Here is a 17,076-nt window from a genome sequence, read left to right as displayed (position 1 = left end):
CGCTATCGCCGCGGGCGCGGCGGCCAGCGGCCGGCGTAGGCCCGGTGGGGCGGACCGGGGTGCCCCCAACTCTGACAACGGCTTCGCGGACCGCGGGCCGTCGAGGAATTCTCAAGCACGTTCACGGTCAGCGCCACGGCTCTTCGGGGTTGCCGGTTCGCCGGTTGTGGTGGTCCAACAGCCTGGACAGCAGCTCGGTCAGCCGTTGCCGCTCCTCGGGTGACAGCGGAGCCAGCAGTTCGCCCTGGGTTTCGGCCAGCCGCTTCTCCAGTCGCCGCAGCTGCCGCTTGCCCACGGCGGTCAGCGTGATGATGTTGCGCCGCCGATCGGCGGGGTCCGAGGTGCGCTCGACCAGTTTGTGATCGGCGAGTTCGTTGATTGCCGCCACCATGTCGCTGAGGTGGATGCCGCTACGGCGGCCCAGCGTGGCCTGGCTGGCTGGCCCGAACTCCTCCAGCGTCGCCAGCAGCCGGTAGTGGTAGCCGCGGGCGCCGACGGACGAAAACCCGTCGGCCACCAGGCGGTGCGCATGGCTGGCGGTCTGGGTGAGCAGCCAGCTGGGCAAGCTCTCCCAGCTGGCGGCCGTCTTCTCGGGTGGTTTCTCCATGTGACAAGTCTAACGAACCGTTCGGAGCACCAACGATCGTGTTATCGTTCGGGAGCCAAACGTTCATAGCTCGAACGTTTGGGTGTTGAACGAATCTTTCTGGAGTCGAGACCATGATCAAGTCGTTCCGCATCGACATTCCTCAGGCCGACCTCGACGACCTGACCGACCGGCTCGCCCGCACCCGTTGGCCCAACGAGGTCGCCGACGCCGGGTGGGACTACGGCTTCCCGCTGGCGCGGCTGAAGGAACTGGCCGAATACTGGCGCACCGGCTACGACTGGCGCGAGCACGAGGCCAAGCTCAACGAGCTTCCGCACTTCACCACCGAGATCGACGGCCAGAACATCCATTTCGTCCACATCCGGTCTTCGAAACCGGACGCGCTCGCGCTGATCCTCACCCACGGCTGGCCCGGTTCGTTCCTGGAGTTCCTCGACGTGATCGAGCCGCTGTCGCGCGACTTCCACCTGGTGATTCCGTCCATCCCTGGCTTCGGGTTCTCCGGGCCGACCAGCGAGCGCGGCTGGGACGCCGTCCGGGTCGCCAGGGCCTGGGCTGAGCTGATGCGCCGCCTGGGGTACGAGCGCTATGGCGCGCAGGGCGGCGACTTCGGCGCGGGCATCTCCACGGCGCTCGGCGCGGTGGCACCCGAGCAGGTCGTCGGCGTGCACGTCAACTACCTGCCGACCCGTCCGGACCCCGACGTCGAGGTGTCCGAAGCGGATGAGGCCCGACTCGACAAGGTCAGGCAGCTGATGGCAAACCGCCCGCCGTACCAGGCCCTGCAGGCGCTCACCCCGCAGACCATCGGCTACGCGCTGACCGACTCGCCGGTCGGCCAGCTGGTCTGGATCGCCGAGCGGTTCGCACAGTGGACCGACCCCGCCACACCGGTCAGCGACGATCGGATGCTCACCGACATCTCGCTGTACTGGCTGACCGCGACCGCGGCCTCCTCGGGCCGGTTCCACCACGACGCCCCACGAGGGAGCCAGCAGCCGTGCCGCGTGCCACTCGGCGTGGCGGTATTCGCGCACGACATCACGCTGTCGGTACGACCGCTCGCCGAGCGGCTGTACGACATCAGGCACTGGTCTGAGTTCGACCGTGGCGGCCACTTCGCCGCGATGGAGGTGCCGGACCTGCTCGCCGAGGACATCCGGGACTTCTTCCTCACCCACATCAAGTGACCCGAACGTCAGCTAGCCAAACTACTTGAGACGCCATCATGACCAGCACCGAAACCATGATCCGCGCACTCGCCGACCGCGCCGAACTTGCCGACCTGGTCGTCCGCCACAGCTTGTGGATCGACGAAGGGCGCTACGACGAGACCGACCGGCTCTTCACCGAGGACGTCGTCGTCAACTCCCCGCGCGGGCAGGCCCACGGCATCCAGGCGCTCATCGAACTCGTACGCTCGGGCCACGACACGTATGCCCGCACCCTGCACAGCAAGTCCAACCTTGTCATCGAGGTCGACGGCGAGACCGCCACAGTGCGGGCCCACGACATCGCCGTGTTCGTCCTGGACGACAGGACCGAGGCCATCGCGGCCGGGATCCACCGCTACGGGGCGCGCCGAACCGAGGACGGCTGGCGCTTCGACCGCCTCGTGGTCACCCCGGTCGCACTGACCGAGGCCATCGGGCGGGTTCTCTAGTCTCTGACCGGGAACGTTACCGGGTTGGCGGCGCCGGGCCGGAACCGGTTGGCTGAGACAGACCTCCGGCGGCAACCGAGTTCCAGTGATCGCCCAGTTAATGCAGGCCGGCGGGGACACGGTGCGGGACGTGCCCTGCTCGCCGACCTGCGCAAGGTGCACGGCCGAGTGACCCGCATCGGCCGCGAGCCCCGGCGCTAACCGAGCCCAGTGGCGCCCGCAGGAGCGCGCGCACAACCGACAGATGCGTCACAAGTGCGTGTTTTAAGCGTTCGGGTCCCAGTCTGCGAGCTGCTCCATCGGCTCGGTGTCGCCGGTGGTCTCCAGGCCGTCGAGCGGGACGCGCTGGTAGAAGTAGAGGACCAGTTCGCTCGCTGCGCCTCGCATCGCCATGTCGCCCGGCTCCACGTCGGCGGCGAGGTCGTCGCAGCGGACGCCGTCGGCGTTGAGGGTCAGCCGCCAGGAGCGGCCCTCGGTCGTATGCAGGTCGATGGTCGCCGGCTTGAACGGCCAGGGGACGGTCGTCGCCGAGACGGTCGTCAGGAACTCGTCCACGCCCTCGACCGCGACGTCCGTCGGCAGCGGCTGTGCGGCCCCCTGGGTGAGCTGGACGTCGTAGGTGTGGACGGCGATCTCCTGGATCTGGTGCCGGGCCACGGCTCCGCTGGTCTCCGGTGCCTGCGACCGGCCCCACCAGGTCCAGCAGCCGCGGTCCGGGCCGGCCTCGCGCATCGCGTCGAGCATGAGCTCGGTCGACTCGGCGAGCCAGGCGTCCAGGGCTTCGCGGTCGCGGGGCGCGGTCGGGGCGCCCTTCGGGTCCGTCCTCGCCGGGGGCTCAGCGCCCGGGCCCGCCGCGATGATGGCGGCCTGGCGGCGGCGGCCGTCGCCGAGGTGCTGCGCCAGTTCGCGCAGCGTCCAGTCGGGGCAGGTCGGGACCTGGACGTCAAGGTCGGGGGCGGACGCGATCGCGGCGCGGAACGCGGCCGAGCGGTCTTCGATCAGCCGCAGGACCTCGGGAAAGTCCAAAATGTTTTGCACCTCGGTTGTGTATCACTGCGCTCCGGCCGCTGGGTAGCGAATTTGTCCGACGAACGCGTCGACAGCCGGGCGGAGCGCCGGCGCCGAAGTCGTCCTGAAACTCCGCGCACCGCTCGCCGTCGGTGAGACCCCGGCGCACCGTTTGAGGCCGAACCGCGGAGGTTGGGCCAGGTGGTGCAGGTGCCGCCCCGATCCGAGCCTGCTGTCGGCGCTGCGGGACATCGATCCGGGTATGGGAGCGATCCGGCGGGAAGGGGGGTGCGGCCGACCGACCAACCGTTGGTTATGGCCCATCTTCGGCCCGGGTCACCGTGCGCTGGACCCTCGACCCCAGGTGAGGTACGCCATCGGACCGACGGGCTGGACGAAGATGGCCAGCCACCAGAGGGGCTTTGGACCGCGAACCAGATCGGCTGGCCGCCGGGCAAGATCAGCCGCTGCGGTGGCGGTGAGCGCCAGCTCAACCGAACCTAGGGCGATGATCACGGCCCGTCGCTCCCGAGAGAGGTCCTTCCACTTCTGCTTGGCCATGGCTAGTTCTCCCCTTCGCCGGCAGTAGCCCTGTCGATTGTCACGTTAGGCGGCCAGGCAGGCTTCCGGCGGCGAACCCGGCGTTGGCCAGGCCGCCCGCGGTCAGGATCGGGAGGCTGAGCAGCACGTTGCCGAGGTCCCGGTTGCTCGGCCGAACCACCTCGGTCACGGCGATGAGCTGACCGACGGCCGCGCTGGCCAAGCCCACCCGGGCGATGCAGCCGTGGCCACCGGCGTCTGAGAGCGCCTGGGCGCTGCGGCGGCCGTGGGGGGCCGGCACCCGCCGAAGGCGCCCGGCACGGCTCCAGGCGGTCGAACGGTCTCACCCTGCGGCGGACGACAAAAGTAAAGGCAAGAAGACCGCGCTCCTTGCCACTTCTAACGTATAGCGCAGATGGGGGCTTGCGGCAAGACCCGGGGCTTGCCGCAGAATCGGCGGCCGGACACAGCACCACGAGAAAATGGGGGTACGACGTGGGTGTGTTGTCGATGTACGGGGGACGCGGCGACCTCGAACCGCTGATGAGATCGGCGGTGCAGTTGCGGGCGCTCGACGCGGAGGTGCGGGGGTGTACGCCGCGCGACCGGGCGCAGCGGCCGGCCGACACGCCAGAGGGAAGCCAACCAGACCTGAGGATGCGTCCGGCAGAAGGTTCGACACAGCTCGGGGCGCCGGTGATCCGATCGGCCGGGGCGGTGCGCCGGAGCACGGCTGCCTCGGAGGTGTCGCGATGAGCGAGCAGTATGTGTTGGGCCTTCACGAGGTCAACGAGACGCAGGTCGCGGTCGTCGGCGGCAAGGCCGCGCACCTGGGCGGGCTGTCGCGGATCGAAGGCATCCGCGTGCCGGCTGGCTTCTGCGTGACGACGGACGCCTTTCGGCGGATCATGGCGGAAGCGCCCTCGATCGACGATCGGCTCGATCAGCTGTCGCGCCTGAACCCGGACGACCGGGAGGCGATCCGCACGCTCAGCGCGGAGATCCGCCGGACCATCGAAGCGGTCGTCCTTCCCGACGACATGGCGGCGGCGATCACCCGCGCTCTCGCCCAGCTCGGCGAGCAGGCCGCCTACGCCGTCCGATCCAGCGCGACGGCAGAGGACCTGCCGACGGCCTCCTTCGCAGGCCAGCAGGACACGTACCTGAACGTCGTGGGCCCGGCGGCGATCCTCCAGCACGTCAGTCGGTGCTGGGCGTCGCTGTTCACCGAGCGGGCCGTCACCTACCGCCAGCGGAACGGCATCGACCACCCTACGGTCCACATGGCCGTGATCGTGCAGCAGATGGTCTTCTCGCATGCGGCCGGCATCCTGTTCACAGCCGACCCCGTCACGTCCAATCGAAGGGTCGCCTCCGTAGAGGCCAGCTTCGGCCTCGGCGAGGCACTGGTCTCCGGCCTGGTGAACCCGGACGTCTACAAGGTGCGCGACGGGGAAATCGTCGCCAGGGCGGTCGGCGCCAAGCAACTCGCCGTCCACGCCTCGCCGGCGGGCGGGACGCAGGAACAGGCGATCGACCCGGAGCGGCAGGACCAACCGGCGCTGACGGATGCGCAGGTCGTACGGCTCGCGCAGTTGGGCCGGCGGATCGAAGCGCACTTCGGCCGCCCCCAGGACATCGAATGGTGCCTGGTCGACGGCGACTTCCAGATCGTCCAGAGCCGGCCGATCACCACGCTGTTCCCCATTCCCGAGTCCGGCGACCGGGAGAACCGCGTCTATCTCTCCGTCGGCCACCAGCAGATGATGACCGACCCCATGAAGCCCCTGGGGCTCTCCTTCTGGCAGATGACGACCCCCGCGCCCATGGCCGAGGCCGGCGGCCGACTGTTCGTCGACGTCACCCAGAGGCTGGCCTCGCCGGCGAGCCGCGCCGGCCTCCTGGAGCTCGTGGGAAGATCCGATCCACTGACCGGGGACGCGCTGCAGACCATCCTCGAGCGCGACGGCTTCATCCGGCCACTCCCTGACGAGGGTCAGCCCGGGCCACAGGTCGGTGCCGCGCCGGCCCCGATCGAGACCGATCCGTCCATCGTCACCGAGCTGATCGGGCGCAGCGAGGCATCCGTCGCCGCCTCGAAACGCGACATCCGGATGAAGTCCGGAGAGGCGCTGCTCGACTTCATCCGGATGGACATCCAGGAGCTGAGGCGGATCTTGTTCGATCCGCAGAGCCATCAGGTGTTCATGTCGGCGATGGAGGCCACGTGGTGGCTCAACGAGCAGTTGGAGGCGTGGCTGGGCGAGAAGAACGCGGCGGACACGCTCACGCAGTCCGTGCCCCACAACGTCACCTCGGAGATGGGGCTCGCGCTCCTGGACGTCGCTGACGTGATCCGCCCGTATCCGGACGTGGTGGCGTTTCTGCAGCACGTCGAGGACGAGGGTTTCCTGGACGAGCTGCCCAAGCTCGCGGGCGGGCGGGAGGCGCGAGACGCCATCGAGGCATGGCTCGACAAGTACGGCATGCGCTGCGCCGGCGAGATCGACATCACGCGGCCGCGGTGGAGCGAGTGCCCCTCCACCCTCTTGCCCATCATCCTCGGCAACATCAAGAACTTCGAGCCGGGCGCCGGCGAGCGGCGCTTCGAGCAGGGCCGGCAGGAGGCCTGGAAGAAGGAGCAGGAGCTGCTGGAGCGCTTACGGGCCCTGCCGGACGGGGAGCGCAAGGCCGAAGAGACGAAGCGGATGATCGACCGGGTCCGGACCTTCATCGGGTACCGGGAGTATCCGAAGTACGGCATGATCAGCCGCTACTTCGTGTACAAGAGGGCCTTGATGGAAGAAGCCGAGCGCCTCGTGCAGGCCCACGTACTGCGTGAGAAGGAGGACATCCTCTACCTCACGTTCGAGGAACTCCACGACGTCGTACGCACGAACCGCGTGGATGACCAGCTCATCGGCCGGCGCAAGGACGCGTTCAGGTCGTATCAGGCGCTCACGCCACCCCGGGTGCTCACGTCGGATGGCGAGGCCATCACCGGTAAGTACCGACGCGACGATCTGCCGGCCGGCGCGCTGATCGGCCTACCGGTCTCCGCCGGGACCATCGAGGGCCGGGCCCGCGTCATCCTGGAACTGGCACGGGCCGATCTCGAACCGGGCGACATCCTCGTCACCGCCCACACGGACCCCAGCTGGACGCCCCTCTTTGTCGCCATCGCAGGCCTGGTGACGGAGGTCGGCGGATTGATGACTCACGGCGCGGTGATCGCACGGGAGTACGGATTGCCCGCCGTTGTCGGCGTGGTGGACGCCACCCGACTGATTCGCGACGGGCAGCGGATCCGCGTACACGGAACCGACGGGTACGTCGAGATCCTGCCTGACTGATCACACCGAGAACGCCCATCCGTAGCTTCCGGCCGAACAACCCTGAGCAGTCGTCAGATGGGAGAGCTGTGGGCGCGCTGACGGATCACCGTCCCGGCACGCAGGGTGTCCGGTGGCTCTGATCAGGCTGTCCGCCACAACCCAGTTAGGCGGGCCGGTGGAGACGACGAAAGGGCCCGCCCTCTATGGTGGGCCGATGGCGACGGTCAAGCAGATCCAGGTCACCTTCGACTGCGCAGAACCTGAGCGCGTCGCTCGTTTCTGGTGCGAGGTGTTGGGGTACGTCGTACCGCCGCCCCCGGAGGGGTTTGCCACCTGGGCCGATTTCGATCGCACGCTGCCGACTGAGAAGCAGGGCTCAGCGTTCGCCTGCAGTGATCCCTCAGGGGTGGGCCCGCGACTGTACTTCCAGCGCGTTCCCGAAGGCAAGGTCGTCAAGAATCGACTGCATCTTGACGTACGGGTCGGCACCGGGCTCGTGGGTGAAGAGCGCCTGGCCACACTTGAGGCCGAATGCGCACGACTGGTCGCGCTCGGCGCGGTACGCGTGCGACTACTGCCTGCCGATGACGAAAACGAGTCGTGCCTCGTGATGCAGGACATCGAGGGCAACGAGTTCTGTCTCGCCTGAGAGGTCGCGAAGGCGGCGCCTTCGTGGGTCGGCTGGTGCAGTTCGCCACCACGAGGGTCGCCGCCCTGCGGCACGCCAACGGTCCTGATCCAGATCCATGCCTCGGTCTCCGAGAGCAGGACGCTGCGGCGACCGGCGCGAACATCCGCTCACCGCGCGGACAACGCGCGCCGCGCCCCGCACGGCTTGTCACACCGTGCAGGGTCCATCGGCCGTAGACCACCGCCGACGGCGCCCAGGTGAGGCAACTCGGGCGGAGAACCGGCGACCTCACCGACCGGTAGGGTCGTACGCGTGGATCTGGACGACACCGCCGCCCGGCTCGGGGTACCCGTCGAGGAGATCGAGCGCGTACACCGGCTCGCCGGCGACCGGCCGTCGGCTCCGCTGCCCGCCAAGGCCGACGCGCCCACGATCCTCGACCGACTCGCGGTGCGGCCGGACGACGCCGCCGAGATCATGGCAGGCTGGCCCGACCCCGACTCTCCGCTGTGGACCCCGGAGCTGCGCTGGCTGCTCGACCGCTCGATCGCCCTGGTCCGCGCCGATCTCGGGGGCCACGGCTGGCTGCCGCCCGGTCCGGAGCTGCCGCGCGAACGGGGCCCCGCCTGGCGGCATCTCTACGTGTACGCGTACCTGGCCCTGGTCGACGTCGTCACGACGTACCACCGCGACCACGGCATCGCCGACGCCGTGTCGTGGGTGACCCTCGCGGACCTGGGCCGCAACCTCACGATCGACCGGCGGATGCACCGCGAGGGCTGGCCGGTCATGCAGAGCTGGCTGACGCTGCACGCGCGCGGCGGCATCTACGAGCTGGGTCGGCTGCAGCACCAGCGCGGCGGCACCGCCATCGACCTGCACATCCCCGACTCGGGGCCGTTGACCCCGGAGGCGGTCGCGGCGTCGCTCGACGAGGCCCGCGTGTTCTTTCCGCGCCACTTCCCCGACGAGCGCTACACCGCGTTCTCCTGCGGCTCGTGGCTGCTCGACCCACAGCTGCGGGAGTACCTGCCCGAGGACTCCAACATCGTCCGGTTCCAGCGGAGGTTCGAGCTGGAGCCCTACGAGGAGCCGGAAGGGCTGGACGCCGACGTCGAGGTGCTGCGGTTCGTGTTCCGCACCCTGAGCACGCCGCTCGACCAGCTGCCGCGCCGCACCGTGCTCCAGCGCGCGGTCGTCGACCACCTGAAGGCCGGCCGCAACTGGCGCTGGCGCCGCGGCCGCTTCCCGATCTAGCAGCGATCCAGCAGTGGCGATCTGGCAAGGTCGACCGCCTGCACCTCCGACCCCTCACGATCGTCACGCCACTGGCGAAGGACGAGATGCTCGTCATCGGCCCAGGCGATGACCTCGTTGGTCCCCGGGAGCCGGACGGTGCGCTGGGCGGCGCCGCTGGTCACGCTCGGTCTCAGCGTCCACCTGACCTCCGCCGGACGTGAGGAATCGTGACAGGTCCCGGTAGGCGCGACCGGGCCACCAGGCACGGGAAATCACGCATCCCGCTGCGCCGAGCCGGTGCGCGGCCGTTTCGGTGGCTACGCCTGGTACGCGGGCACGCCGAGCAGCTCATCCACCGTCACGAAACGGTAGCCTCGGGCCAGCAGTCCCTCGATCGTCTCCCGCACCGCGACGACCGTTTCGGCACGGTTGCCGCCCCGGGCGTCGAACCCGTCGTGGAAGATGAGGATCGAGCCGGGGCGCGTCTTGGCGATGGCGCGGCGGGCCATCCGTACGCCGGACACCTGAAACACCTCCAGCGCGTGGCCGAACTCGCCGGCGACCGGGTGCAGGCCGCTTCGGCGCAACATCCGCAGTAGCGCCGGTTGGCGCCACAGCCAGGGTGTGCGGGCCAGCGCCGGGGTTCGGCCGGTGACCCGCGCCAGGATGCGTTGGGTCCGCTCGACCTCCCGCTCGTACGCCCTCGGTCGCAGGTAGGTGCCGAACCGGTGGCTCAGCGAGTGGTTGCCCACGACGTGGCCGGCGTCGATCGCGCGTATGGCGACCTCGGGGTGACGCTCGACGCACTGTCCGACGTGGAAGAAGGTCGCCCGGATGTCGTGTGCCGCCAGGATGTCGAGGATCTGTGAGGTGTACGGCTCGTTCGGGCCGTCGTCGAAGGTCAGCGCCACCACCCGTTCGGCGGCGGGGCCGTGGTAGGGGTAGTCGCGCGATGACGGGGCGAACGGCGACATCAGCAGCCAGTAGGCCCCGCCGAGCACGGCCAGCGGCAACAGCCCGGCCAGGACGATCATCGGGCCGCCTCACGGCCGACCGCCGGGGTCGCCTCGAACGACCCCGCGTAGTCGCGGAACGCCGGCGCCGATCCGAGCAAGCGCCGCCCCGCGATCCGGTTCACGGTGTAGGTCAGCAGGTAGTGCACAGGCAGGGTCACGAACAGGTTGTACGCGAGCCCGCGGGAGAGCCTCCGACCCGACGTGTATGTCGGGTTGCCATGGTCGTAGACGACCCGGCCCTTCTTCCGCAGCCGGCGCAGTTGGTCGAGCTCGTCGCCGCCCTGCGTCAGGCTGGTGTCGTAACCTGTCCAGGCCTCGCGGCGGAAGGCGATGTTCGTCGCGCTCGCGTAGACGGCGCGGCCGGTCAGGCGGTAGACGGCGTTGACCGCTCCGAACAGCGTCCGGCCGTAGATCCGGCCCCACCTCGGACCGTCGGCGTACCGGCAAGGGCCGACGACCGCGACGATGCGCTCATCGCCGCGAAACCGCGCGTCGATACGGCTGAGCCAGTCACGGTCGTAGACCGTGTCGGCGTCGGCCGAGATGACGATCTCACCACGCGCCGCCTCCGTGCCGCGGTGGCGGGCGTTGCACACCCCGGGCACCGGCTCGACCACGACCCGCGCGCCGAGGTCGCGAGCGATGCCCGCGGTGTCGTCCGTGCAATTGTTGTCGACCACGATGACCTCGCACACCCCGTCGAAGTCCTGCTTCTGCAGGGCGAGGAGAGCGTCGGTGATATATCCAGCCTCATTGAAGCACGGGATGACGATGCTGAACCTGGGGCTTTCTGCCATGCGCTTCAGTCTTGGGCAGCGGATCCGCCGAAACGATCCGGAAGGCCCCCGATTCCAACCGGGGGCTATCCCCCCAACTCGTCTTGGTCTTCCCCCTAATACTCCAGCCGTAACCAGGTTCGGAGTCGGCACCGGGTGGTAGCTGGTTCGGGTGCGGTATCGATGCCGGTGCCGGATCAGGAGGCTGTGGCGGGCTTTCTGGTGGGATCGGCCGAGGCGGCGCCGTGAGTGGGGCGGCGGGTCAGGACCTGGGGGCCGGAGGCCGTGATGGCTACGGTGTGTTCGGAGTGGGCGGTGCGGGAGCCGTCGGCGGAGCGGATCGTCCAGCCGTCGTTGTCGAACCTGATTTTGTCGGTGGAGCGGCAGAACCAGGGCTCGATGGCGATGGTGAGGCCGGGGTCGAGTTTCACGCCGCGGCGGGCGCGGCCGTTGTTGGCGACGTGCGGGTCCTCGTGCATGGTGCGGCCGATGCCGTGGCCGCCGAACTCGGCGTTGACGCCGTAGCCGTAGGAGCGGGCGACCTCGCCGATCGCGGCCGAGATGTCGCCGAGGCGGCCGCCGGGCTGGGCGGCGGCGATGCCGGCCGCCAGTGCGACCTCGGTGGCCTCGATCAGCCTCAGGTCGGCCGGGTCGGGGGTGCCGACGATGACGGAGAGCGCGGAGTCGGCGACCCAACCGTCGATGCCGGCCGCCATGTCGATGCTGAGCAGGTCACCGTCGCGCAGAACATAGTCGTGCGGCAGGCCGTGCAGCACCGCGTCGTTGACCGACAGGCACAGCACGTTGCGGAACGGGCCGCGGCCGAACGAAGGGGCGTAGTCCCAGTAGCATGATTCGGCGCCGCGTTCCTTGATCCGGCGGCGCGCGTGGTGTTCGAGGTCCATCAGGTTGACGCCGACCGCGGCAATGTTGCTCAGCTCGGCGAGCAGTTCGCCGACGAACTGGCCGGCCACCGCCATCCGGCCGATCTCCTCGGCGGACTTGAGCTCGATCATGACAGCCCCCTCTCCATGAGCGGTATTTTTATACCATGCCAGGTGGGGGATGCCCCGGAGGGGATATCCTGCTGACATGGTTCGCCAACCACTCACCGCCGAACAGATCGCAGCGGGCCAGCGCCTCGGAGCCGCCCTCCGCGCCGCGCGGGCGGGCCGCAGCCTCGTCGAGGTGGCGCTGGCGGCCGGCATTTCCCCCGAGACGCTGCGCAAGATCGAGGCTGGCCGCCTTCCCGCTCCGGCGTTCGGCACCGTGGTCTGCCTCAGCCAGGCCCTCGACGTCCCCCTCGGCGACCTGGCCGACGTCTGGCTGGCCGACATGCCCATCCGCCAGGCGTCCTAGCCTGGGTGACTCACGGTGATCGCCGAGGTGCGCCCCTTCGGCCACCTGCTATTTCGGGTCGTCGGTCTGCCAGGGGTAGCGGAACTGCTCGGGCCGCAGTTTCCATGCGTCGAGAGTCGCGACGAGTTGAGCCTCGCCAATGGCGGTCGTGGCGGCGACCAGAAACGTATCGATGTCGTAGTCGAAGCCGGAGATCTGGTCGGCGTCGTAGTCCCAGTGCTCCAGCCTGAAGGTGCGGTCGCCGTCGGATTGGTTCCAACCCTGCCGTCGCGCGTCGGAGTCGGCGGCGGTCGCGACAGGTCGGATTTCGACGAACGCTCGCCGGCCTGGCCCGCAGGCGGGTACCTCGGCCACCAAGCGTCGCCCGAGACGCAGCGCGGTCAGTTTGTCGGTGGGCCATCGCGATCGACTGCCGTCTATGGCCGCATCAGTGGTCGTTGAGCATGAAAACGAGGGTCTGGTGCTCGACGTCGAGGAAGGCGACCCGCCATAGTGGCGACGGGTCTGTCTCGTTGTACGACCTGCTGTGCAGCCACCGCGACTCGGTAGGCAGGAACGGCGCCAGGGCCGGCCAGACGTCTGCGGGGCTGCTGTCGTCGGGAAGTTCGTCCAGGTTGACGGATTCGTACGGTACGAATTCGTATCGCTTCGCCAACGTCCGCGCGTCCTCCGGGCGCAGCTTGACCACGCCCTGGTACGCCCAGTCGGTGGGGCCGGGCACCCTGGAACACGGGTTGCCCAAGGCGCGCAGCTGCCAGTGGATCTCCGGGTAGGCGCCGAGGCCCGGCAGGTCCTCCGGGGGATCCCAACGGTCGGTGCGAACCTTCGCCTCCGCGGCCTTCACGGACTCCTGGCAGGCGCGCGACTCCGCCCGGTCGTCCCGGATGAGCAGGAATCCGGCCGCGGCCCACCCGGCGGCCGCCAGCAGCATCCCAGCAGACACGCCGCCTGCAACCACCAGCAGCGGCCTACGCATTGCCATGGTCATGAGAGTACGAATGCTCCACCATCCATTGTTGGTCGGGCGGTCGTGCTCCGGCACTGGCCAGGAGACGAGGACGGCGGATCGAGCTGGTGGCGGGGTGGTGCCTTGGCATGACTCCGCCAGCGCCAGCCCTTCACGGGGCAGCAACGGCATCGGTAGAACGTTCCGCATGTCACTTCCCATGCAGCCCTCTGAGCCTGGCCGGCTGCGGCGTCGATTGATCGCAGCGGCGACAGCGGCCGGACTGATCGCCGGCGGCATAGCCGCGATCCAGACGCCCGCGACCGCGGCGAGCCCTGGTGCCGCCCCCAAGACCGAGACCAGGTCCACACACACCATCACCCTGATCACCGGCGATGTGGTCACGGTGACCACCTCCGCCAGCGGCATGGAAACGGTCGATGTCGACCGGCCCGACAGCGCCACCGGCGGCGTTCAGATCCAGGAGAGCGGCGGCGATCTGTTCGTCCTGCCCGACGAGGCCCTGCCTCTGCTGACCAGCGACAAACTGGACCGGCGGCTGTTCAACGTCACCGGTCTCATCGAGATGGGCTACGACGACGCGAGGACCGCGAGCCTCCCACTCATCGCCAGCTACCCGCCGGCCAAGACGCGCGCGGCCAAGCCGGTCGCCCCGCGGGGCACCAGGTTGGTCCGCGACCTGCGGCAGGTCGGTGCCGCAGCGCTGGTGGCGGACAAGAAGCAGGCCCGCACCGTCTGGACCAGCGTCGCACCGGCCGCCCCCGGGTCCAACCCCACTCTCGCCGACGGGGTGGCGAAGCTCTGGCTGGACGGGCGAGTCAGCGCCTCCCTCAAGGAAAGCGTGCCGCAGATCGGCGCGCCCGAGGCATGGGCGGCCGGATACGACGGCCGAGGGGTCAAGGTCGCGGTCCTGGACACCGGAGTCGACGCCAGCCACCCCGACCTGGTCGACCAGATCGACGACAAGGTCAGCTTCGTGCCGGACGAGGACACCTCCGACGTCAACGGGCACGGCACGCACGTCGCTTCGACGATCGTGGGCACCGGCGCGGCCTCCGGCGGCACGTACAAGGGTGTCGCGCCCGGCGCGGATCTCGTCGTCGGCAAGGTGCTCGGCAACGACGGTTTCGGCATGGACTCCTGGGTGCTCGCGGGCATGCAGTGGGCGGCCGAGTCCGGGGCGGACATCGTCAGCATGAGTCTGAGCGACCCGACGCTGTCCGACGGCACCGACCCCATGGCGGTCGCGGTCGACACGCTGTCGGCACGGTACGGCACGCTGTTCGTCATCGCGTCCGGCAACTCCGGGCCGCAGAGCATCGGCACGCCCAGCTCGGCGGCCAGCGCGCTGACCGTTGGCGCGGTGGACAAGCAGGACCGGCTCGCGTACTTCTCCAGCACCGGTCCGCTGGTACGCAGCGGCGCGCTCAAGCCGGACATCACCGCCCCCGGGGTGGACATCACCGCCGCCCGCTCACAGCAGATGACCACCGGCACCGGCTTGTACTGGACGATCAGCGGCACCTCGATGGCCACCCCGCACGTGTCGGGCGCCGCGGCGATCCTGGCCCAGCGCCACCCCGACTGGTCCGGCGCGCAGCTCAAGGAAGCGCTGATGAGCAGCGCGAAGGGTCTGGCCGCGGAGTACACGCCGTACGAGGTGGGCACCGGCCGGGTCGACGTCGCCGCCGCCCTCCGCGCGGACGTCCGGGCCACCGGATCGGTCTTCCTCGGCAACTTCGACTGGCCGCACGAGCCCACCGACGCCCCGGTGACCAAGCCGGTGACGTTCACCAACTCGGGCAGCACCGCCGTGACCCTGAACCTCGCCATCACCGGTTCGGGTCCGTTCTCGTTGGGTGCCTCCTCGGTGACGGTGCCCGCGGGCGGCAGCGCGTCCGTCCCGGTCACCGGCGACCCGACCAGGCCCGGCGCCGGCCAGTTCACCGGCTACCTGGTCGGCACCGACGCCGCCACGGGCGCCGCGGTCACGCGTACCTCCCTCGGTCTGCTGAAGGAGGACGAGCGCTACGACCTGAAGATCAAGCTGATCGGCCGGGACGGCAAGCCCGCGACGTCGACGGTCGTGATCAAAAAGGCCGGCGAGTTCTACCCGTGGATGTACACCATCGACGGTGAGACGACGCTGCGGATGCCGCCGGGCACCTACACGGTCGAGTCGACGCTCGACGTTCCCGGTGAGCAGCCCGACTCGCTCGGCCTGGCCCTGCTGGTGGCCCCGGAGACCGTGCTCGACGGCTCCGGCGCCGAGGTGGTGCTGGATGCGAGCAAGGCGCGACTGCTGGACACCGCCACGCCCCAGCGCAGCCAGGACCGGCAGCGCAAGCTCGACTACACCGTGAAGTACGCCAACGGTGACAGCTTCCGCGACGGGTTCCTGGTGCCGGTGCAGTACGACGACCTCTACGTCACGCCGACGGACAAGGTCACCCAGGGGTCGTTCACGATGGTCACCCGGTGGCGCAAGGGCGAGCCGCAGCTGAGTGTCGACGTTCCCGGCCTGCCGGCCGTGGACGTCACGGTCCAGCCGGGCAGCACGCTCACCGCCGGCAGGGAAACCCTGCCCACGGTCTACGCGGGCACCGGGACGGCCGCCGACTACGGCAGGCTCGACGCGAAGGGCAAGGCCGTGGTGGTGACCCGCAGCGACGCGGTCAGCGCCAAGGACCGTGCCGCCGCCGCCGTGGCCGCCGGGGCGAAGCTGCTGCTGGTCGTCAACGACGGCGTCGGCGTGCTCAACGAGGTGGTCGGCCAGTCGCCGATCCCGGTCGCCACCGTGCACCGCGACGCCGGCGCGCAGCTGGTCGCTCGGGCCAAGACCGGCACGCTGCGGCTGATCGCCAACCAGGTGCCCTACGCGACCTACCTCTACGACCTGACCCGCACCTACCCGGGGCAGGTCCCGGACCAGGCACTCACCTACCACCCGAACCGGCAGGACCTCGCCCGGATCGACGCGCGCTACTACAACAGCACCGAGGGGATGGAGGGCGGCGGCTTCCGATACGACATGACCTTCACCCCGTCCCTCGGCTTCGCCGAGCGGGAATGGCACCCCGCCACCCGCACCGAGTGGGTCACCCCGGACCAGGCCTGGCACGAGTCGCACAGCCAGGGCACCTGGACGGACACGGCCAACCGCAACACGTACGCCAAGGGCAGCACCACCCGGCAGGACTGGTTCGCCCCGGCGGTCCGTCCGGCGTTCAACCGGGCGTTCGCGCTGCAGAACAGCCGCTACCGCGACTACATGACCATCAACGTGCAGGCCTGGAGCCCGTCCGGTGATGGGCTGGAGCACGGTGGGAACCTGGAGTGGGGCTCGGTGCCGACGAACATGAAGCTCTACCAGGGCGACCGGATGCTGTACGAGAACAGGTTCTCCTCCGACCTGCAGTGGAAGTCGGTGCCGGCTGGCACGCTGCCGTACCGGTTGGTGCTGGACGCGTCCCGCCCGGCCGAGCAGTGGCGGCTGTCGACGCGTACGCACACCGAGTGGGACTTCGTCTCCAGCTCCAACGAGGCGGACAACTTCGAACCGTTCGCTCTGCTGCAGATGGAGTACCGCCTCGGCACCGACCTGCACGGTGACGTCAAGGCCGGCACCACCGAGAAGATCCGCCTCAAGCCGATTCCCCAGGCGGGCGGCGGCCCCAGCACGGGCAACGTCACCTCGGTGACACTGGAGGTGTCGTACGACGACGGCACCACCTGGCAGCAGGTGACCCTCGCCAGGGACGCCGACAACTGGTGGACCGGCGGGCTCAAGCTGGCAGGGCAGCCTGGCGACTTCGTCTCGGTGCGAGCCAGCGCCACAACCGACGCCGGCTTCGGCATCAAGCAGGAGATCATCCGGGCGTACGGCCTGCGGTGAGAGCGTTCGAAGGGCCCCGAGACGGCATCGTCTCGGG

At 69.5% G+C, this 17,076-nt stretch carries 16 protein-coding genes; 7 read left to right on the top strand and 9 right to left on the bottom strand.

Annotation, left to right across the window (positions count from 1 at the left end; genetic code table 11):
• Nucleotides 1-127: 127 nt before the first annotated feature.
• Complete coding sequence (locus GA0070604_RS19805; protein WP_091120446.1) at nt 128-607, bottom strand: MarR family winged helix-turn-helix transcriptional regulator; 480 nt, start codon at nt 605-607, stop codon at nt 128-130.
• A gap of 113 nt (nt 608-720) precedes the next feature.
• Here GA0070604_RS19805 and GA0070604_RS19800 point away from each other — a divergent pair, with 113 nt between their 5' ends.
• Nucleotides 721-1,800, top strand: a complete 1,080-nt coding sequence (locus GA0070604_RS19800) for an epoxide hydrolase family protein (protein ID WP_091120443.1) — start codon at nt 721-723, stop codon at nt 1,798-1,800.
• 38 nt (nt 1,801-1,838) lie between these two features.
• Nucleotides 1,839-2,273, top strand: a complete 435-nt coding sequence (locus GA0070604_RS19795; protein WP_091120439.1) for a nuclear transport factor 2 family protein — start codon at nt 1,839-1,841, stop codon at nt 2,271-2,273.
• 264 nt (nt 2,274-2,537) lie between these two features.
• Here GA0070604_RS19795 and GA0070604_RS19790 read toward each other — a convergent pair whose 3' ends face one another.
• The 3 genes from GA0070604_RS19790 to GA0070604_RS33975 form a co-directional block, all read right to left on the bottom strand.
• Complete coding sequence (locus GA0070604_RS19790; protein WP_091120437.1) at nt 2,538-3,311, bottom strand: maleylpyruvate isomerase N-terminal domain-containing protein; 774 nt, start codon at nt 3,309-3,311, stop codon at nt 2,538-2,540.
• 306 nt (nt 3,312-3,617) lie between these two features.
• Nucleotides 3,618-3,842 carry a PLDc N-terminal domain-containing protein gene (locus GA0070604_RS19785; protein ID WP_091120433.1) on the bottom strand — a complete coding sequence of 75 codons (225 nt, stop codon included), beginning with the start codon at nt 3,840-3,842 and terminating at the stop codon, nt 3,618-3,620.
• Between the two features lie 40 nt (nt 3,843-3,882).
• Complete coding sequence (locus GA0070604_RS33975) at nt 3,883-4,011, bottom strand: hypothetical protein (RefSeq protein WP_279615699.1); 129 nt, start codon at nt 4,009-4,011, stop codon at nt 3,883-3,885.
• A gap of 562 nt (nt 4,012-4,573) precedes the next feature.
• Between GA0070604_RS33975 and rph the strand changes: the two genes are divergently transcribed.
• From rph to GA0070604_RS19760, 3 genes are all read left to right on the top strand, one after another.
• Nucleotides 4,574-7,174, top strand: a complete 2,601-nt coding sequence (gene rph / locus GA0070604_RS19770) for a rifamycin-inactivating phosphotransferase (protein WP_091120423.1) — start codon at nt 4,574-4,576, stop codon at nt 7,172-7,174.
• 196 nt (nt 7,175-7,370) lie between these two features.
• A complete protein-coding gene (locus tag GA0070604_RS19765; RefSeq protein ID WP_091127279.1) occupies nt 7,371-7,805 on the top strand; it encodes a VOC family protein in 435 nt (144 codons plus the stop codon).
• Nucleotides 7,806-8,099: 294 nt separating this feature from the next.
• Entirely contained in the window at nt 8,100-9,044 is a 945-nt protein-coding gene (locus GA0070604_RS19760; RefSeq protein ID WP_091120419.1) for an acyltransferase domain-containing protein, read from the top strand.
• Nucleotides 9,045-9,343: 299 nt separating this feature from the next.
• On the opposite strand, the gene GA0070604_RS19755 is transcribed toward GA0070604_RS19760, so the two are convergent.
• The 3 genes from GA0070604_RS19755 to map form a co-directional block, all read right to left on the bottom strand.
• On the bottom strand, nt 9,344-10,060 hold the full coding sequence (locus GA0070604_RS19755; RefSeq protein WP_091120417.1) for a polysaccharide deacetylase family protein: 717 nt from the start codon (nt 10,058-10,060) through the stop codon (nt 9,344-9,346).
• Nucleotides 10,057-10,839, bottom strand: a complete 783-nt coding sequence (locus GA0070604_RS19750) for a glycosyltransferase family 2 protein (protein ID WP_091120413.1) — start codon at nt 10,837-10,839, stop codon at nt 10,057-10,059. The genes GA0070604_RS19755 and GA0070604_RS19750 overlap by 4 nt, the downstream gene beginning before the upstream one ends.
• Before the next feature lie 176 nt (nt 10,840-11,015).
• A complete protein-coding gene (map, locus tag GA0070604_RS19745) occupies nt 11,016-11,834 on the bottom strand; it encodes a type I methionyl aminopeptidase (RefSeq protein ID WP_091120409.1) in 819 nt (272 codons plus the stop codon).
• A 76-nt stretch (nt 11,835-11,910) separates the two neighbouring features.
• Here map and GA0070604_RS19740 point away from each other — a divergent pair, with 76 nt between their 5' ends.
• Complete coding sequence (locus GA0070604_RS19740; RefSeq protein WP_091120405.1) at nt 11,911-12,177, top strand: helix-turn-helix domain-containing protein; 267 nt, start codon at nt 11,911-11,913, stop codon at nt 12,175-12,177.
• A gap of 48 nt (nt 12,178-12,225) precedes the next feature.
• Here GA0070604_RS19740 and GA0070604_RS19735 read toward each other — a convergent pair whose 3' ends face one another.
• Nucleotides 12,226-12,531 (bottom strand): hypothetical protein, encoded by a 306-nt coding sequence (locus tag GA0070604_RS19735; RefSeq protein WP_091120400.1) that lies wholly within the window; start codon nt 12,529-12,531, stop codon nt 12,226-12,228.
• A gap of 73 nt (nt 12,532-12,604) precedes the next feature.
• Nucleotides 12,605-13,159, bottom strand: a complete 555-nt coding sequence (locus GA0070604_RS19730; RefSeq protein WP_141721347.1) for a hypothetical protein — start codon at nt 13,157-13,159, stop codon at nt 12,605-12,607.
• 172 nt (nt 13,160-13,331) lie between these two features.
• On the opposite strand from GA0070604_RS19730, the gene GA0070604_RS19725 reads away from it, so the two are divergent.
• Entirely contained in the window at nt 13,332-17,039 is a 3,708-nt protein-coding gene (locus GA0070604_RS19725) for a S8 family peptidase (protein ID WP_091120392.1), read from the top strand.
• Nucleotides 17,040-17,076 lie beyond the last annotated feature (37 nt).

This window comes from Micromonospora eburnea, assembly GCF_900090225.1.
Classification (GTDB): domain Bacteria; phylum Actinomycetota; class Actinomycetes; order Mycobacteriales; family Micromonosporaceae; genus Micromonospora; species Micromonospora eburnea.
The sequence above is the reverse complement of the archived record's forward strand: the minus strand, read 5'-3'. Positions and strand labels throughout refer to the sequence as shown.